This window comes from Pseudomonas sp. AC172, assembly GCF_979258595.1.
Genome location: NZ_OZ409868.1, coordinates 2,389,474 through 2,405,366, shown reverse-complemented (window position 1 = coordinate 2,405,366; position 15,893 = coordinate 2,389,474). Strand labels below are relative to the sequence as shown.

The 15,893-nt window shown below is 59.7% G+C and carries 16 protein-coding genes; 6 read left to right on the top strand and 10 right to left on the bottom strand.

What is annotated here, in order from left to right; translation table 11 throughout:
• Positions 1 to 3: 3 nt before the first annotated feature.
• The 5 genes from ACZ0A4_RS10730 to ACZ0A4_RS10710 all read right to left on the bottom strand — a co-directional run bounded on the left by ACZ0A4_RS10730 (position 4) and on the right by ACZ0A4_RS10710 (position 6,255).
• Entirely contained in the window at positions 4 to 939 is a 936-nt protein-coding gene (locus ACZ0A4_RS10730) for a LysR family transcriptional regulator (RefSeq protein ID WP_463574561.1), read from the bottom strand.
• A 238-nt stretch (positions 940 to 1,177) separates the two neighbouring features.
• On the bottom strand, positions 1,178 to 2,131 hold the full coding sequence (locus ACZ0A4_RS10725) for an aldo/keto reductase (protein ID WP_463574559.1): 954 nt from the start codon (positions 2,129 to 2,131) through the stop codon (positions 1,178 to 1,180).
• A gap of 22 nt (positions 2,132 to 2,153) precedes the next feature.
• Positions 2,154 to 3,620, bottom strand: a complete 1,467-nt coding sequence (locus ACZ0A4_RS10720; protein ID WP_463574558.1) for an efflux transporter outer membrane subunit — start codon at positions 3,618 to 3,620, stop codon at positions 2,154 to 2,156.
• A 19-nt stretch (positions 3,621 to 3,639) separates the two neighbouring features.
• Positions 3,640 to 5,118, bottom strand: a complete 1,479-nt coding sequence (locus tag ACZ0A4_RS10715) for a DHA2 family efflux MFS transporter permease subunit (RefSeq protein ID WP_463574556.1) — start codon at positions 5,116 to 5,118, stop codon at positions 3,640 to 3,642.
• A 6-nt stretch (positions 5,119 to 5,124) separates the two neighbouring features.
• Positions 5,125 to 6,255: an HlyD family secretion protein gene (locus ACZ0A4_RS10710; protein ID WP_463574554.1), complete on the bottom strand. Its 1,131-nt coding sequence runs from the start codon at positions 6,253 to 6,255 to the stop codon at positions 5,125 to 5,127.
• Positions 6,256 to 6,525: 270 nt separating this feature from the next.
• Between ACZ0A4_RS10710 and ACZ0A4_RS10705 the strand changes: the two genes are divergently transcribed.
• Together ACZ0A4_RS10705 and mug are read left to right on the top strand one after the other, a co-directional pair.
• Positions 6,526 to 7,149: a TetR/AcrR family transcriptional regulator gene (locus tag ACZ0A4_RS10705; protein ID WP_463574552.1), complete on the top strand. Its 624-nt coding sequence runs from the start codon at positions 6,526 to 6,528 to the stop codon at positions 7,147 to 7,149.
• Positions 7,150 to 7,157: 8 nt separating this feature from the next.
• Positions 7,158 to 7,673 (top strand): G/U mismatch-specific DNA glycosylase, encoded by a 516-nt coding sequence (mug, locus tag ACZ0A4_RS10700; RefSeq protein ID WP_463574551.1) that lies wholly within the window; start codon positions 7,158 to 7,160, stop codon positions 7,671 to 7,673.
• Here the strand turns inward: mug and ACZ0A4_RS10695 are convergent.
• From ACZ0A4_RS10695 to ACZ0A4_RS10680, 4 genes are all read right to left on the bottom strand, one after another.
• Positions 7,661 to 8,638: an alpha/beta hydrolase gene (locus ACZ0A4_RS10695; protein WP_463574550.1), complete on the bottom strand. Its 978-nt coding sequence runs from the start codon at positions 8,636 to 8,638 to the stop codon at positions 7,661 to 7,663. The genes mug and ACZ0A4_RS10695 overlap by 13 nt on opposite strands.
• Positions 8,638 to 9,078 (bottom strand): tryptophan-rich sensory protein TspO, encoded by a 441-nt coding sequence (gene tspO / locus ACZ0A4_RS10690; protein WP_007916213.1) that lies wholly within the window; start codon positions 9,076 to 9,078, stop codon positions 8,638 to 8,640. The genes ACZ0A4_RS10695 and tspO overlap by 1 nt, the downstream gene beginning before the upstream one ends.
• A gap of 302 nt (positions 9,079 to 9,380) precedes the next feature.
• Positions 9,381 to 10,124, bottom strand: coding sequence for an N-acetyltransferase (locus tag ACZ0A4_RS10685; RefSeq protein ID WP_463574549.1), 744 nt, complete (start codon positions 10,122 to 10,124; stop codon positions 9,381 to 9,383).
• A gap of 61 nt (positions 10,125 to 10,185) precedes the next feature.
• Entirely contained in the window at positions 10,186 to 10,770 is a 585-nt protein-coding gene (locus ACZ0A4_RS10680) for a hypothetical protein (RefSeq protein WP_463574547.1), read from the bottom strand.
• 120 nt (positions 10,771 to 10,890) lie between these two features.
• Between ACZ0A4_RS10680 and ACZ0A4_RS10675 the strand changes: the two genes are divergently transcribed.
• The 4 genes from ACZ0A4_RS10675 (at position 10,891) to ACZ0A4_RS10660 (ending at position 14,028) form a co-directional block, all read left to right on the top strand.
• Positions 10,891 to 11,739: a hypothetical protein gene (locus tag ACZ0A4_RS10675; protein WP_463574545.1), complete on the top strand. Its 849-nt coding sequence runs from the start codon at positions 10,891 to 10,893 to the stop codon at positions 11,737 to 11,739.
• Positions 11,736 to 13,175: a hypothetical protein gene (locus ACZ0A4_RS10670; protein ID WP_463574543.1), complete on the top strand. Its 1,440-nt coding sequence runs from the start codon at positions 11,736 to 11,738 to the stop codon at positions 13,173 to 13,175. The genes ACZ0A4_RS10675 and ACZ0A4_RS10670 overlap by 4 nt, the downstream gene beginning before the upstream one ends.
• A 137-nt stretch (positions 13,176 to 13,312) precedes the next feature.
• Positions 13,313 to 13,549 carry a hypothetical protein gene (locus ACZ0A4_RS10665; protein ID WP_463574542.1) on the top strand — a complete coding sequence of 79 codons (237 nt, stop codon included), beginning with the start codon at positions 13,313 to 13,315 and terminating at the stop codon, positions 13,547 to 13,549.
• A gap of 80 nt (positions 13,550 to 13,629) precedes the next feature.
• A complete protein-coding gene (locus tag ACZ0A4_RS10660; RefSeq protein ID WP_463574541.1) occupies positions 13,630 to 14,028 on the top strand; it encodes a hypothetical protein in 399 nt (132 codons plus the stop codon).
• Here ACZ0A4_RS10660 and ACZ0A4_RS10655 read toward each other — a convergent pair whose 3' ends face one another.
• Entirely contained in the window at positions 14,029 to 15,555 is a 1,527-nt protein-coding gene (locus tag ACZ0A4_RS10655; protein ID WP_463574540.1) for an EAL domain-containing protein, read from the bottom strand.
• Positions 15,556 to 15,893: the final 338 nt, after the last annotated feature.

Sequence of the window (15,893 nt, the reverse complement as noted above, 5' to 3'; positions counted from 1 at the left end):
CACTCAGGGCTTTCTTGCTCCCGCAATATCTTCGTCCGATGCCAGTAATTCCGGGATCGACTGCTTGAGAAAATCCACCCAGGTTTTGGTCTTCGCATCAACGAACTTGCGCGACGGATAGATCGCGAACAGGTTCAACTCCTCCAGCCGGTACTCCGGCAGCACCCGCACCAATGTCCCTGCCCGCAGGCCATCCACGGCCGATGCTATCGGCTGAATGCCGATGCCCATGCCTTTCCTGATCGCGATGGTCATGCCGTCGGCGGTGTTGATGTGAAAGGGCGACACGGGAATAGTGATGGTCTCCATGCCTTGCGGCCCCTCAAACGTCCAGTGCTCCACCGGCATTACCGTGTTGACGATGCGCAGGCACTCATGTTCGGCCAGGGCGTCGGGCGAGTGGGGTATGCCGCGTTTTTCCAGATAAGCGGGCGAGGCGCAGAGGATGCTGTAGGTGATGCCCAGCCGTTGCGCGACGAAGCCGGAATCCGGCAGTTCGCGGGCCAGTACGATGGACATGTCGTAGCCTTCTTCGAGCAGGTCCGGTACGCGGTTGGTCAGGGTCAGGTCGAACATCACCGTGGGGTGAATCTCGCGATAGCGCGCGATGGCGTCGATCACGTAGTGGTTGCCGATGGCTGACATCGCGTGGATTTTCAAGCGGCCCACGGGCAGGGTTTGTGCGGTGCCGGCCTCTTCGTCGGCCTCGCGGACATCGTCGAGGATGCGTTCGCAGCGTTGCAGGTAACGCAGGCCTGCTTCGGTCAGGGCGAGGCGGCGGGTGGTGCGGTTGATCAGGCGCGTGTGCAGGCGGGCTTCGAGGGCGGACACGGCTTTGGAGACGTTGGTTGTGGTGGTGTCGAGCAACTCGGCGGCCGCTGTGAAGCTGCCGCTTTGCGCGACGGCGACGAAGAAACGCATGCTCTGGAAAACGTCCATCGTTGTTCCGCCTTATGGTGGGTTGTGTGGTGTTGGTGAGTCGCTGTTCACTTTTAATGGCGGCCCCTCACCCTAACCCTCTCCCTGAGGGAGAGGGGACTGACCGAGGTGCCTTGCGCTGTCCGCCGACCTGAAATATCAAGTCGAACTCAGGATTTGAATAGCACGCGATCAGGCGCCCTCTCCCTCGGGGAGAGGGCGGGGGGTGAGGGCTACACTCGGCGTCACGCCACAAACTTCAAGACGTACGCCCAGGAATAAACCCCGGCACTCCAGTTTCCACCACCGAATTGAAGCGGATCCGCGTGCTGATGTCTTCCTTGATTTCACGCATTGCCCGCTGCGGCAATGTCGCAACATCAAAATTCTCCTGAATATGCGCTGGCGTCGCCGATGTCGTCAGAAATGCCGTACCACGCTGCACCGCCCACGCCAGTGCCACTTGCGCCGGGGTTTTCTGTACATGCCGGGCGATGCCGGTCAGCACCGCATCTTCCAGCACGTTCGGCTGCATCCCGTGGCCCAACGGCGCGAACGCAAGAAGGATGATGCCGTGCTGTTGGCAGAACTCGAGCATCTCCCATTCCGGCAGGTACGGATGCGACTCGATCTGCACCACGGCCGGTTTTATCCGTGCTGCGGCGACTATTTCTTTCAGTGCCTCCAACGTGATGTCTGACAGGCCAATAGACTTGCAGCGACCTTCGTCCACCAGACTTTCCAGCGCACGCCAGGTGTCGAGCAAAGTGACTTCGCCATCGTAAATCACGTGGCCGAACACGTCGCGCGGGTCCTGATCATCCCCCGCCTGAAAAGCGAATGGCGTGTGGATCAGGTAGCAATCGATGTAGTCGGTCTGCAGGCGTTGGCAGCTCGCCTCAAAGGCCGGCTTGACCCGCTCGGGCCGGTGGTTGGTGTTCCACAGTTTGGTGGTGATGAACACGTCTTCACGGCGAATCTGGCCGGCAGCGAAAACCTGCTGAAAGGCCACGCCGATCTGCGTTTCATTGCGATAGCGCTCGGCGCAGTCGAAATGGCGGAAACCCACCTCCAGCGCGCATTTGACCGCTTCAGTGGTGGTGCTCAAATCGCGGAACAAGGTGCCAAAGCCAACGGCCGGCATCGAGCCTGCACCGTTGTTCAGCGGCCAGCGGGTGTCGCGAAGCGCATCGTGAAAGGCTTCGTAAGTCATGGTTTTTCTCCAGTGTCGGTGGTTACAGCGGTGTTTGCCCGGTGCCTGCGCGGGCGGCGATTTTCTGCTCGAAAACGCCGACGGCATTGCCGCCCAACGCTACGAACAACTGCACGGTGTCGAGATAGCGCGTGGTCTTCACCTGAATCTGCCCGAGCAACGCTTGCTCGTAGGCACGCTCGGCTTCGAGCACTTGCAGCACGCTGTTTTCGCCTTGGGCGTAAGCCTGTTGGTTGAGGCGAAAGCTGCTGTCAGCGGCGCGCAATGCATCGTCCTGCGCGAGGTTTTGTTCGGCGCCGTGATGGATCGCCTGCAAGCTGTCCGCGACCTGTCCGAACGACTGAATCACCGTCTGCTGATAACGCGCGAGCGAGGCGTTGTAGCCATCGACGGCGGCCTGACGTTCGGCTTTCAGCGTTCCGCCATTGAAGATTGGCGCGGTCAGTCCGGCAGCAAAACCCCACAGCGCTGCGCCGCCATTGCCTGAAGCGGCTTGCGCCAACGAGGCCGACAGTTCGATACGCGGATAGAGATTGGCCGTCGCCACCCCCACGGCTGCGCTGGCCATGTGCAGTTCGGATTCGGCCTGGAGAATGTCCGGGCGGGTGCGCGCGGTTTCCGAGGGCAGGCTGACCGGCAGCGTCGTCGGCAAGGCAAAGTCGTCGAGGGTAAAGTCCGGCGCGATCCAGTCAGCCGGGCCTTTGCCGGCGAGGATCGACAACGCATGCCGCGCCGCATCACGCTGCTGGGCGAGGGGCGGCAACAGGGTGCGATCCTGAGCGAGGCGGGTTTCGGCCAGTGAAACATCGATGCGCGTGGTGCTGCCGCTCTGTTGGGCGCGGCGCACCAGATCAAGGTTTTTCGTGTCATTGGCCAGTAGCGTTTGCACCGCCGCGATCTGCGCGTTGGCCGAGGCGATCAGCAACGCCTGTCGGGCCACTTCGCCGGTCAATGTGAGGTAGGCCGCTTCGTAGCGGTGTTTGTGCAAATCCGCCAACGCCTGCTGGCCTTCGACTTCACGCTTGATACCACCGAAGGCATCCAGATCGAATGCCACACGCGGGCCGATGGCGTAGATATTGGCAACGCTTGGCTGCGGCCCGTTGTGAGTGCGCTGCCGACCGCCCGCTGCCGCAAAATCGACTTGCGGGTACAGTTCGCCTTCTGCTGCGGCAACAGACGCGGCGGCCTGACGCAACGTTGCGTCAGCGGCGACCAGTTCAAGGTTGCCGTCGATGGCGCGGCGCATCACCTGGTCGAGCTTCGGCGAGCGCAGCGCCGCCCACCAATCGCCGTGAATGCGTTGGCCCATGTCGAAACGCTGAGCACCGGTCGACTGCTCGGCTTGCTCATCGTAGTGCGCTGAGGAACCGGTGGTCGGGCGCTGGAAATCGGGGCCGACGGTGCAGGCCGACAGCATCACCATCAAGGCCAGCGCACTGAAGGTGCCGGGGATTGCAGAACGAGTGAAGCGCGTAGACGTTTTCATTTTGCAGACTCCACAAAGATCAGTTGGCCGCAGCCGGTTTGCGCAGCAACAGCACCAGCGGACTCACCGCGAGCATCACCAGCATCAGAATCTTGAACTGGCCCATCACCGCGACGAACGCGGCCTGATGGGTCACCAGATGGTTCAAGCCTTCCAGCGCCGATAGCGAGGTCGGCAGCGCCGTGCTGTAGGGCGTCAACTGGCTGACCAGCGCCATGTGCATGGCCTGGGTGTTGTTGAAGAAAAAGATCTGTACCACCGCCACACCGAGGGTGCTGCCATAGACGCGCATCAGGTTGAACAGGCCGGTGGCTTCCGGGCGCAATGTCGGGTTGAGCGTGCTGAAGGCGACCTTGCTCAGCGCCGGCATCAACACGCCGAGGCCGACGCCTTGAATGAATCCGCTCCATGCCACGGGTGTCCAGTCCATCAAGGGCGAGTAACCGAGCATCAGCCAATTGGCGTAGACCACCAGCGCAAGGCCGGCGGCGATGAACACGCGGGTGTCGATCCAGCCCGGCGCACGCCCCATCAGCAGGAACGCGCCGACCAGGCCGAAGCCGCGCGGAATGGTCAGAAAACCGGTGGTGTCTGGCGGGTAGCCCATGATTTCGTCGAGCATCGGCGAGGTCAGCGCCATGGTCGACAGCAGCACGAAACCGAGGGCGAAGAACATCACTGTCGACAGCACGAAGTTGCGATCGCTAAGCAACGCCTTGCTGACGAAGTGCACCTTGGCCGTCCACCGATGCACGATGAACAGGTACAGCCCGAGCCCGCAGGCCAGCGCTTCAATCCAGATTTCCAGCGAGTCGAACCAGTCCAGGCGCTCGCCGCGGTCGAGGAGCATCTGCAGGCTGATCATGCCGAGGGTGAAGCTGCCGAAACCGAAAAAATCGTACGGCGGACGCTGCTCGGCTTTTTTCTCGGCGAGCAGCAACGTCGCCACCAGGAAGATGTACGCCGTCAGCGGCAGGCTGAGGTAGAACATCGGCCGCCAGTCAAAGTACTCGCAGATCAGGCCGCCGATGCTCGGGCCGCTGACGATGCCGAACAGCACCAGCGCTGTCCATTTCGCGCCGAATGCAGGACGCTTTTCCGCCGGCAGGGTTTCCAGGGCAATCGCCATCGACAGCGGCGCCAATACGCCACTGGCCAGTCCTTGCAGAATGCGCGCGGCGATGAATTCCAGCGGCGTGCTCGCTAACGTGCCGAGCCACAGACCGAGGGCAAACAGCACCAGGGCAATCTGATACACCCGCTTCAAGCCGAAGGCGGCAGCGAGCCACTGAGCGACCGGCAAAGTGATCGCGCTGGCGGCCAGATAAGCGGTGAAAATCCACCCGGCCTGATCGTCAGTCATCGACAGACTGCCTTGTATCAAACGCAGCGCGGCATTGGGCAACGGCAGGTTCATCGATTGCAGATAGGTCGCCAGCAGCGCCACAAAGCGCAATGCGCGCAGATCGGCCAAGTTGTTGCGTGTAATGGCGTTCATCACGAATTACCCCGCGCTGAGCAACGACTTGAGTGGATACCACCACGGCGTGCGGTGGCCGGTGTCGACTTCAACCGTGGCGCTGGTGCCGGAGAACAGCGGCATGGTCGGGTCGGCGTCGTCGAGTTCGAGGCGCACCGGCACCCGCTGCACGACCTTGACCCAGTTGCCGGTCGCGTTTTCCGGCGGCAGCAGGGCGAAATCCGCGCCGGCGCCGGGACTCATGCTGATCACGTGGGCCTTGAAGGGCCGGTCTGGATAGGTGTCGAGCGTGATCGTCGCGGTCTGACCGGGCCGCATGTGGGTGAGTTGGGTTTCGCGGAAGTTGGCTTCGACCCAGGTCTCGTGGCCGGAAATCAACGCGAACGCCGCGCTGCCGTTGCTCACATAATTACCCACCTGCAAGTCGTCGACCTTGGCCACGATGCCGTCGGCCGGTGCGGTCACTGTGGCGTAGGACAGATAGAGCTGCGCTTCGTCGAGCTGAGCCTTGGCTTCACGCACCGTAGGGTGGCGGTCGATGGCGATATCAGGATCACCGTTGAGGGCGACCACGGTGCTGGCGATCTGTTGCTCGATCGCGGCGATGCGTTGGCGTGAGACTTTCAGGTCTGTGTCGGCGCGCTCATAAGCCGCCCGCGAGACAAATTCGCTGACGACCAGCGCTTTTTTACGGGCGAATTCTTTCTGGTCATAGTCCGCCGACGCTCGCGCCGATTGCAGTTCGGCCTGCTGCTGGCGATAGCCGGCCTTGAGGCCGTCGATGCGCAGGCGAGCGTTGCCTAACTGGGCTTCGGCGCGGTCGACCGCGATTTGCAATGGTTGCGGGTCAAGGCGAAACAGCACCTGGCCCTTGCGCACGGGTTGGTTGTCGTCCACGGCGATCTCGACCACTTGCCCGGACACCCGCGCATTGATCGATGCCTTGGCCACGCGAGCATAGGCGTTGTCGGTGGAGACGTAAGGCTCGTTCGCCCGGTATTGGCTGTAACCGATGACCGCGAACAGCGCGGGCAGGCCGGCCATCAACAGTGGCCGCAGCCTTTGCTTGAGCGGTTTTTTTGGCGGGGCGTCCGACAGATCCCGGATCGGCTGGGCGCTGGCATGTGCTGCGGTGAGATCAATTGGCTGGGTCATGATCTGCTCTATCCAAAATGCTGAAGCGCAAACGGGACATCGGGCCGACCGGGGCAATCGCCTGTGGCCGCGACGTGATTAATGGCTGCGAAAAATCAAAATCCGTGCGCGGTGGGGGAGGATCGCTCCTTACCGCTGTTCGTCGTTGCTACAGCCCATTCGAGCTGCGCCACAACAAAGCTGTTGACCAAGGAATTTCTGGTTCCTTAATTTTGTGCGATGGTGTAAGAATATGAGCGACTTCTCATCCTTGCAAGGAATTTGTACGACATGGCACAAAATAAACCGACAGAAGGAAAAGGCCGCGGCCGGCCTCGCGCCTATGACCCGCAAACAGCGTTGCAACAGGCCCTTGGCGTGTTTTGGAACACCGGTTATTCCGGCGCATCCCTCGACAGCATCGCCACCGCCGCAGGGATGAACCGGCCAAGCCTGTACGCCGCGTTCGGCGATAAACACGCGCTCTATATCAAGGCTCTGGATCAGTATTGGGACACCGCGCACGCCGCCATGCAGGCCGCGCTGACCGACAGCAGCCTGACCCTGGCCCAGGCGCTGAGCGGTTTTTATGAGGGGCAATTGGCGATCTACTTCTCGGGCGACGGCCAGCCTCGTGGCTGCTTTGCCATCGGCACGGCGACCACCGAAGCGGTTGAAGACCCGGAAATCCGCAATGTGCTGTCGGCACGCCTCAGCCAGTTGGATGCTGATCTGCAAGCGCGTCTGCAAACAGCAATCGAGGCTGGCGAACTGAAAGCCGGGAGTGATTTGGCCGCGCTGGCGGTGATCGCTTCTTCGCTGCTGCACAGCATTTCGATCCGCGCGCGGGCGGGCAAATCCCGTGAAGAGCTGACCGCGATTGTGCGCAACGCCGTCAGTGTGATTTGCGGCTGAACGCGCTCATGAACGGCCTCGAAGACATTCTCGCGAAAGACCTGTCAGTGGTCTTTTGCGGGATCAATCCCGGTCTGCTCGCGGCGGAGCAAGGACATCATTTCGCCGGGCGCAGCAATCGGTTCTGGCGCACGTTGCATCTGGCCGGGTTTACACCCGAAGAAGTGCGCCCGGAAAACGACCGCTCGATTCTGCAGTATCAGTGCGGATTGACGGCGGTGGTCGCACGGCCGACCGCGCGGGCGGATCAAGTATCGGCGCAGGAGTTTGTCGCCGCTGCGGCCGATTTCGAACAGAAGATTGCCCGCTACAAACCGGGGCATGTGGCGTTTCTCGGCAAAGCGGCTTATTCGGGCCTGTCCGGGAAAACGCTCATTGGCTGGGGGCTTCAGGCCGAGACCTTCGGCCATGCGGCCGTCTGGGTGTTGCCCAATCCCAGCGGACGCAATCTGGCGTTTAACCTCGAACAATTGGTCGCGGCGTATCGCCAGCTGGCCTGGGCAGCCGGTTTTCAAGCGGGCTGAAGATTTGCCTTAACGTGCGCCGAAATCCATTTCCGGCTGTAGGCCAGAACGCCCTGAGCGATGGCCGTGGGGAAGTGGATAAAACCGTGAGGTGAGGAGGGCAACACGTACATGTCGACCGGCGCTGATTGCGCCCAACGCCTGGCGATGTCGAGGGTGTCGTCGCGCAGCGGGTCGAGTTCGCCGGCAAACAGCAGCGCGGGCGGGAAACCGGCGAAGTCGCCGTACAGCGGAGACAACGGTGGCTGGCGGCGCTGCTCGTCAGTCATGTCGGGCGTCAGCAGGCGCAACGCCTCGACCATGCCGGGGCCGTCCAGCACCAACGTGTCGGCAGGCGCGTTGCGTACGCTGGGTGTACCGGTGAGGTCGTAGACGCCGTAATACAGCAGCGCACCGCTGATGCGTTGCAGTAAATCAGGCCATTGCTTGAGCGCCAGCAAGGTCGCCGCCGCCAGATGGCCGCCCGCCGATTCACCGACCACCACCACGGGCAGACCGGCAAATTCGGCTTCTAGCAATATTCCGCGAGTAGCGTTGAGGCAGTCTTGCAGCAGACCTTCAATCGGCGTCGAAACCGCTAATCGATAGTCGACCGAAACCACCGTCACCTCGCAGGTATCGACGATGGCCGCGTTGAAGTTGTCGTCCATCTGCGCGTTGCCGATCACCCAGCCGCCGCCGTGAAAATCCAGCACCACGCCTTTCGCCGGGCCCTTGGGGCGAATTATCCGTACGGGCACGTTATCAATCAGCTTGCGCTCGGCCGTCAGACCAAACTTGCGTAACACGCCGCAGCCGCCCATCTGACTGAGGCGCAGCAGCGCCTGAATCAAACGCGGCGTCAGGCGATTGCGGATCTTGAAGCGTGGCAGCCAGGCAAGCTTCCTGTTGAAAGCACGCACCTGCGCCAACTCGCGCTCGCCTTGCGGCCACGGTGTTGCAATACCCCCATTGGCATTGCTCATCAGCGGTTCTTGATCAGGATGGAAAAATTCAACGCCGCCGCCACGCACAGCCACGCCAGATAAGGAAACAGGATCAACCCCGTGATCAGGTCCAGTTGTATCGCCAGCACCACCATCGCCGCGACCACCAGCCACAACACGGTGAGAATCACCATCGCCGCCAACACCTGATGCGCGCCGAAGAACACTGGCGTCCACAGCGTGTTCAACGCAATCTGCGCCGCCCATAGCGCCAGCACGGTCTGGCTGCCGGGGATCAGGCTCAAGCGGTAACCGGCCCACGCCAGCAGCAGATAGATAATCGTCCAGGCCACGGGGAACGCCCAGTTAGGCGGGGTGAAGCCGGGTTTGTTCAGCCCTTCGTACCACGGGCCCGGTTTGAACATCACGCCGGTGGTTGCCGCTGCTGCGCAGGCCAGAAGAAAAATGAAGAAGGTCATCGCCAGTCCTTGGCTGAAATCAGCCGCTAAGGGGTTTAAGAAAAGGACGCCTGCCGACGCGAAAAGTTTGCATGGTACGAGGATGATTTAAAGTCTTTGCGCGTTGACGACACATTAGCCGAACCGGATTTCGAGTCGTCAGTGGTGCGTGCGACTGGCTTGAGCGTAGCGGTCGATGCGGGAGGGCACAGTTGCAGGAACAGCCTGCATGGGAGGGATTGACGGTTGCAACCGACATCCAGGATTTGAATACACGAGGCTCAAAAGGCTTGGCGATCAACCAAGCCCGCTAAGCGAATGAATCAGCGTTTGTCGATCGGCGAGTTCATGATGAACAGCACGCTACGCTTCAGCAGTGCCGCCCAGCTGCTGCCTTTAGCCCAGGCTACATGGCTCTGAATATCCCAGACATTCTGCTGTGCGACATACCGTTCAGTACTCAGTTTGCTATAGAAGTCGGAGCAGGGAACAAGTCGATCCAGGTAGGCCTTTTGTACCTTCAGGACACCGACCGTGGGCGCTGAGAAGTGACCGCTGAGCACGTCAAGACCTTGCGCGCTTTGACCATTCTTGTCACTGCCGCTCAGCACGAACCCAACCTTCATGTAGAACTGATTACGGCGCTGGCGCTCACTGTCGCCATTGACTGTGTGAGAAGAAAGCATGCCCGGTTGAATGACGTAGTTCTGTAGTCCTTTGCGATGCAGCCAGTCGATGACGCGGGCCATCAAGGCCGGGCCCAGGCCGTGTCCTTCCGGGTACATCTGGATCTGACTGGTCGGACCAAACATTACGGTATGGGTCTGGTGGCAGACCGTGACCGAAACGCAATTGCCGAATCGATCAAACTGATTATTGAATGTCCCCGGCTTGGTTGCGCGGGCGCGATAGTACTCAAAGTCAGGCTTTTCTTCGATCTGGCCAAGCCGGGACTGTTCCGTCACGGCGATCAACATCACCTTTTTGTTCGCGGCCTCGAAGAGATAGGCCTCACGCAGCGTTGCGTCAACTTCCATTTTGTCTTCAGCTTGTTTCAGCGTTGTCATATTGCTCCTTCGGGGGAAAACCCTTGCATCGTTGGTCTACTGTCGCCACGGATGAGTGATATCAGGGCGTTGCCCGGGTCGCGTCAAAATTGACCCAGCGGGCGAATCGTTGCTGCATGAACTCTTCGCAACCGGTTTCCAGTTGCTCCTGCCGCGTGGGTACTTTCGGTTTGAACATCCGGTTGAACAGGCCACCACCGAAAACACCGGCCACTGCCTGATACACCAAAGACGATTCGATGCCTGAGAGTGAGGAAAAACTGTTTTTGGAGCGCGTGTTGCCGCAGCTGTCGCTATAAAAATGAGTGGAATCGTCCGGTTGGAGCGAATCGTCCGGTGCCTCACCGGTGGGGTAAATCAGCGCTTTGGAACCGGCGATGGAGTAAACACAACCGAAGGCTTTCTCCTGATTCGAAAACACTTTTGCGTAAGCGGCGGCCGCCGAATTCTCATCCGGCCCACCGAGAAAAATGACCCGCTGATCGCTGTCAAGCGTGGCCTTGTTGGCATCATAAAAGCCGACATCCCACAGACGGCTGGTATACCCGGCAAACGCCTGGATTCGTGCCTCGATGATGTTGGCGGCACTGACGTATCCGTCCGCATACACCACCGTTATCTGATTTGAAGGCGCCCTGAAACCCATCTCGTTCTCCCTGTAAAAAATGCGCAACTGCTCTGCCGTCAGGCGTTAAAGGCTAATTGCCATATCTGTCGATTCCATTAATATGTGGCACTTTGCCACAATCGAGATGGAATTCGTTCAATGTTCAATGGTGATCTTAAAAAAAACGCGCTGGAGCAACTTGAAAAGGCCCGCAATCGTCAGACGCTTGTCGCTGACGATGTCGAGAAAGCCTGTACCGGTCTGCATACCGTGCGCCACCGCGCCAGTACCGAATTGATGAGATCGGTCGAGACGTTCATCAACCACCTGGCCAACTCACCCAAGGAATTCGAAAAGTCCTTTGGGACTTTCAGGGCCGAGGCCCAATCATTTTGTGGCTTGGTCAACAAGCTCAACATCGAAGCCTCCAAGGTCGAATTCACGGCCGGCTCGTCGGCGGCTGCTGGTGTAGCCGCGGGTGTCGGTACAGCAGCGTTCGCACCGACGGCCGCGATGGCAGTTGCTACCACGTTCGGCACTGCTTCCACCGGTGCGGCGATTTCCGGGCTGTCGGGCGCCGCCGCCACCAACGCTGCGCTTGCCTGGTTGGGCGGAGGTGCATTGGCGGCGGGCGGTGGCGGAATGTCTGCAGGATCGGCATTGCTCGCGCTGGCAGGTCCCATTGGCTGGGGCATTGGTGGCGCAGCCATTGTGGGCGGCGGTCTGTATGCGCGGAGCAAAAACCGGAAAATAGCCGAAGAGGCTGCCGAGCATCGTGCACAGATCGAAGCCTCCACCCGGACATTGAACGTCGCCAGACAATGGGTAGACCGGATGATCGCGAGCACCGTGCAACACGCCGACGGCATGGATGTATTGCTGGGTGTTTTGACGCGCACCGCTCCAAACAACTACTCGCTGTTCAATGCTGAGCAGAAGAACATGCTCGGCGCGCTCGTCAACCATATGAACTCGCTTTCTCAACTATTGAACAAGGCGCCTGAATGATGGCGCTCGATCAGACGGAGACGGGTACTGTCCGCGACCAGATCACTGCGCAACTGGTGGATGGAATCAACAACATTCGAATCCAGACCACTACCCGGTTACTGAACGGTCAGGACGAAGCGCTGCACAAAGCGGTTGAGCAAATTGATATTGTTCGCGCGTTTCTGAAAACCCCCGAAAAGATCCTCGGTAACCCTTTGACCAAACACGGAGAAATTGCCGAGCAGGTTGAAGTGGGGGTGCGCAATGCCCGCTCGCTGGTCGAACAAGGCGACTTCGTTGCGACGTTCGAAGGCGTCGGCCGCACGGCACCTGAGGACTTCCTGCTGGACGGTATCGCGGTTCAGTCGAAGTTCATCAACGGTGCCAACAATGGGCTCGGCGAAGTGCTTGAGCATATGAGCAAGTACGAAACGTTCGGTAGAGACGGCTCTTTTTACCAGATTCCCAAGGACCAGTTCGAAACCATCACCCGCGTCATCAACGGTGATCCCGGTCCTCTGAGTGATAAGTCGGTCAGGGCCATCCTGGCAAAGGTCAAGGAAATCGAGGAGACGTCTGGCAAACCTTTCCAGGACGTCGTCAAACCCAGCCTGCAGAACTACGCGGACCCGCAACAGGGCAAGGTGTTCGACACTCTTGAGCGGGAAGAGAATGCGTTGGCCGACCGCAATGATCAGCGCAAGGAACAGATTCGCAGCGAAAACGGCCCGTCGTTGGCTGGCGCGGCCCAGGCTGCCGCGATCGCAGGTGCGGTGGGAGGTGCCGTCGGGTTGACCACTTCGCTGTACGCCAAATACAAGGAAGGCAAAAACGTATTCAAGGGTGATTTCAACACGCAGGACTGGGCCGATGTTGGAATCGATACAGGCACGGCAGCAATCGGCGGTGCGATCGCCGGCGGCTCGATCTACCTCATGACCAACTATGCAAACATGGCTGCGCCTTTTGCCGGCGCTGTGGTCAGCGCCGCGAAAGGGGTCAGTACCCTGATCGTCGATTACCACGCCGGCAGGATTGATCTGGACGAGTTGATTAGCCTGGGCACTGTTGTCTGCGCAGAGTCGGCCATCGTCGGTATCGCTACGGCCGCCGGGCAGGCTCTGATACCTGTTCCCGTGATCGGCGCGGTAGTGGGCTCCGTGGCTGGCAAGATGCTTGCTGAATTCCTCAAAGGGCAATCGGCCGGGATTCAGGCCACCCTGGATGCACGAATGAACGAATACCTGGCCACAGTCGACCGGCAATGCCAAGCCGTCGTGCAGGACATCCTTGAGGCATTCGATCATCTGGGCGATCTGATGACCGCCGCGTTTGATATCGAGCGAAACACCGAGTTGTTGCACAGCAGCGTCGTACTGGCGCTGACCCTGGGCGTTTCGCCTGCGGTTCTGATTACCCGCCATGAGGAACTGGATGCGTTCATGATGAGTTGAAAAAAACAACAACACGACCATGTCGAGACTTCCCTTGAGTCGCGGGGAGGTCTGACCGCTTCGCTTTGCGATTGAACTAAAAACTGACTGCTGCGTCAGGATGATCAGTGCCTTTTTCTACTGACGCGGATGACATCATGAACACCTTTCACATCGATTACCGATTCAACGGCGAGCCTCGTACCTTTCTGCTTGAACTCAAGGAACAGGAGTTGGCCAACCATGAGGCTGCGATGCACTTGCTGGAACTGCATCTGGGCGACGCGGAAAACGGCTTGATCATGCCCACGGCTGACTCAACACCCGAGCAGATTCTGGAGCATGCCGAACGGGTAGGGATTACAGACATCAAGGTTGTCAGCAAAACCAACTGAAGTGTGCAGCAGACGTTGGCAATGGCGGTGATTCATCGCATGCTGCGCGCACACTTCACTGCTCGCCTGGAGGACACGCCTTGCCGACCCTGCGCCGCGCTGATCTTGATTACGTTCTGCAAATCCTGGAGCAAGACACAATTCACGACTTGAGCCTTATTTGTCAGGCTGTAGAGATGAATCCTCGCGACCTGTTGAATCAAGTCGCGATTGCCATGGCCGATCAGTTCCTTAGCGGTGCACGCGACTTTCACGCATGCGACGAGGTGATGAATCTGTTGTTCGGCGATATCGTCAACCTCGGCATGGATGCCGAAATGCCCGAACCGGCTTTTTCCATCTACTTGGCGTTTGATTCCGGAGAGCATTGGCACACCGGTGATAACAAAGAGGTCGTCCCTTGGGAAAAATGGACGCGACCTGAGCTCGTGCAGATTCTTGATCGGCTGACGGGTGGCTTGTCCGGGGCTCGTCGATAATTACACGCTTTCTAGCGCTGGATGGTCGACAAGCACGTTTGCCCGCTCTTGATAGAACCGTAAAAACTCCTCCGCCGGCATAGCCTTGCCAAACAGCCAGCCTTGACCAAACTGAACACCGTGACCGTGCAGGTAGTCGCGCTGCGCTTCGGTCTCGATGCCTTCAGCAACGATTTGTAGACGCAGACTCCTGGCCATTTCGATGATGTGGCCGGTCACGGATCCGGTCGCCGCGTCGTGATCGATGTTGTCGACGAACGATTTATCGATCTTCAGTACATCCAGCGGCAGTTGCTGCAAATGCTGAAGACTGGAAAATCCGGTGCCGAAATCGTCAATGGCCGCCAGATAACCCAGCTCGCGGGCACGATTGACGGTGGCGCGGGCGGCATCAATCTCAACGAAGCCGCGTTCGGTGGCTTCCAGCCAGATCTGCTTCTGCTGCACATCGGCGCGGCGCAATGCGGCTTCCAGCTTCGGCAGAAAGCGGCCACTGCTGACGTCCTTCGCCGCCAGGTTGATTGCCACGTGCAGGCTGCGTTCCTTGACCAGCAACGGGCCGAGATCATGCATCACATGGTCGATGACCTGATCGGTGATCGGCAGAATCAAACCACTGTGCTCGGCCAGCGGAATAAACGCATCGGGGCACACCCGCGAGCCATCCGGATGCTGCCAGCGCACCAGTGCCTCCGCACCGACACAGGCACCGTCGCTGAGGCGGATGATCGGCTGATAGTGAACGACGAACTCACGGTTGCGCACCGCCAATTGCAGTTCGGCCAGCGGCGACAGGCGTTGGCGAGTGCGGCGTACGATCAGCAACACCAGCACCCCCGCGAGCAAGCCACCGATGGGCAACAGCAATAACTCCCGGCGGATCAAGCCTTGCATCAGCTCATGGCGCGACAGCGCGGCGATGGCGACCCAGTCGCCGCTGTGCACGAGGGTGTAGAGATAGCCATCGGCAAGGCCCGAATGCGGGCCGGAATGCACGCGAGCAAGAAAGTGTTCCGCACCCGGGCGCGAGGTGCTGATCAATTGCCCGGACGCGGTGCCGACCGTCAGATGCAGATCCTCATCGAGCATCACATGCAGAAATTGCTCGGGATCGACCAGCACGTTGAACGCGGCATACTGCAGCGCCATCATCGGTTTCGCCGCAACGATGCGCGACTGCACGCCTAGCGACACGCGCACACCGTCCGAGGTGGTGAAATCCTCGCGCCATGGCGTCGCGTGCTGTCCGACCGGGCCCCAGGAACCGCAGGCGTAAATCTCTTCTTCGACGTAACCGATCGACTTCACCGAGAGGGTGTTGATGGTCAGCAGACGCATCTCGTCGATGCTTTCCGGCGTGCACGGCGCTAGACGCGAACCCGCGATGGATTTCAGTGCACCGGCCGCTTCACTGAAAGTCCCGTGGGCGCGACTGGAGGCAACGGAAGCGAGGGTTTCCAGGCGCTGTTGCGCCGCCGCCAGATTCAACAGCCAGGCGACGTAACCCATCAAAATGAGCGGAAGCAAGACACACGGAAGGCCCAGGAGAACGCTCCCCCAGACAATGCGTTTTTTGTTCATGGCGCCACCTTGGCCACAAGGCCTGTGACGTGCGCACAGCACGGCTGTTTTCAGCCACTGCAGAATAACGCCGCTGTGTGGGGCAAATATTGCTGTAGATCAACCCATCTGACAGTCACACAAACATCTCCTGTGGGAGCGAGCCTGCTCGCGAAGAGGAACTGCCAGCCAACATCATTTCAGCTGACCCGCCGCATTCGCGAGCAGGCTCGCTCCCACAGGTGTTGTGTGAAAGCCGAGGTTTCCAGCAACGTCGGTTACCGCTTGAATCTCATTATCCATTT

What these genes read in the sequence shown, in the direction of transcription:
- ACZ0A4_RS10730 (WP_463574561.1), bottom strand. Translation starts at nt 939, where the DNA reads ATGGACGTTTTCCAGAGCATGCGTTTCTTCGTCGCCGTCGCGCAAAGC.
- ACZ0A4_RS10725 (WP_463574559.1), bottom strand. Translation starts at nt 2,131, where the DNA reads ATGACTTACGAAGCCTTTCACGATGCGCTTCGCGACACCCGCTGGCCG.
- ACZ0A4_RS10720 (WP_463574558.1), bottom strand. Translation starts at nt 3,620, where the DNA reads ATGAAAACGTCTACGCGCTTCACTCGTTCTGCAATCCCCGGCACCTTC.
- ACZ0A4_RS10715 (WP_463574556.1), bottom strand. Translation starts at nt 5,118, where the DNA reads ATGAACGCCATTACACGCAACAACTTGGCCGATCTGCGCGCATTGCGC.
- ACZ0A4_RS10710 (WP_463574554.1), bottom strand. Translation starts at nt 6,255, where the DNA reads ATGACCCAGCCAATTGATCTCACCGCAGCACATGCCAGCGCCCAGCCG.
- ACZ0A4_RS10705 (WP_463574552.1), top strand. Translation starts at nt 6,526, where the DNA reads ATGGCACAAAATAAACCGACAGAAGGAAAAGGCCGCGGCCGGCCTCGC.
- mug (WP_463574551.1), top strand. Translation starts at nt 7,158, where the DNA reads ATGAACGGCCTCGAAGACATTCTCGCGAAAGACCTGTCAGTGGTCTTT.
- ACZ0A4_RS10695 (WP_463574550.1), bottom strand. Translation starts at nt 8,638, where the DNA reads ATGAGCAATGCCAATGGGGGTATTGCAACACCGTGGCCGCAAGGCGAG.
- tspO (WP_007916213.1), bottom strand. Translation starts at nt 9,078, where the DNA reads ATGACCTTCTTCATTTTTCTTCTGGCCTGCGCAGCAGCGGCAACCACC.
- ACZ0A4_RS10685 (WP_463574549.1), bottom strand. Translation starts at nt 10,124, where the DNA reads ATGACAACGCTGAAACAAGCTGAAGACAAAATGGAAGTTGACGCAACG.
- ACZ0A4_RS10680 (WP_463574547.1), bottom strand. Translation starts at nt 10,770, where the DNA reads ATGGGTTTCAGGGCGCCTTCAAATCAGATAACGGTGGTGTATGCGGAC.
- ACZ0A4_RS10675 (WP_463574545.1), top strand. Translation starts at nt 10,891, where the DNA reads ATGTTCAATGGTGATCTTAAAAAAAACGCGCTGGAGCAACTTGAAAAG.
- ACZ0A4_RS10670 (WP_463574543.1), top strand. Translation starts at nt 11,736, where the DNA reads ATGATGGCGCTCGATCAGACGGAGACGGGTACTGTCCGCGACCAGATC.
- ACZ0A4_RS10665 (WP_463574542.1), top strand. Translation starts at nt 13,313, where the DNA reads ATGAACACCTTTCACATCGATTACCGATTCAACGGCGAGCCTCGTACC.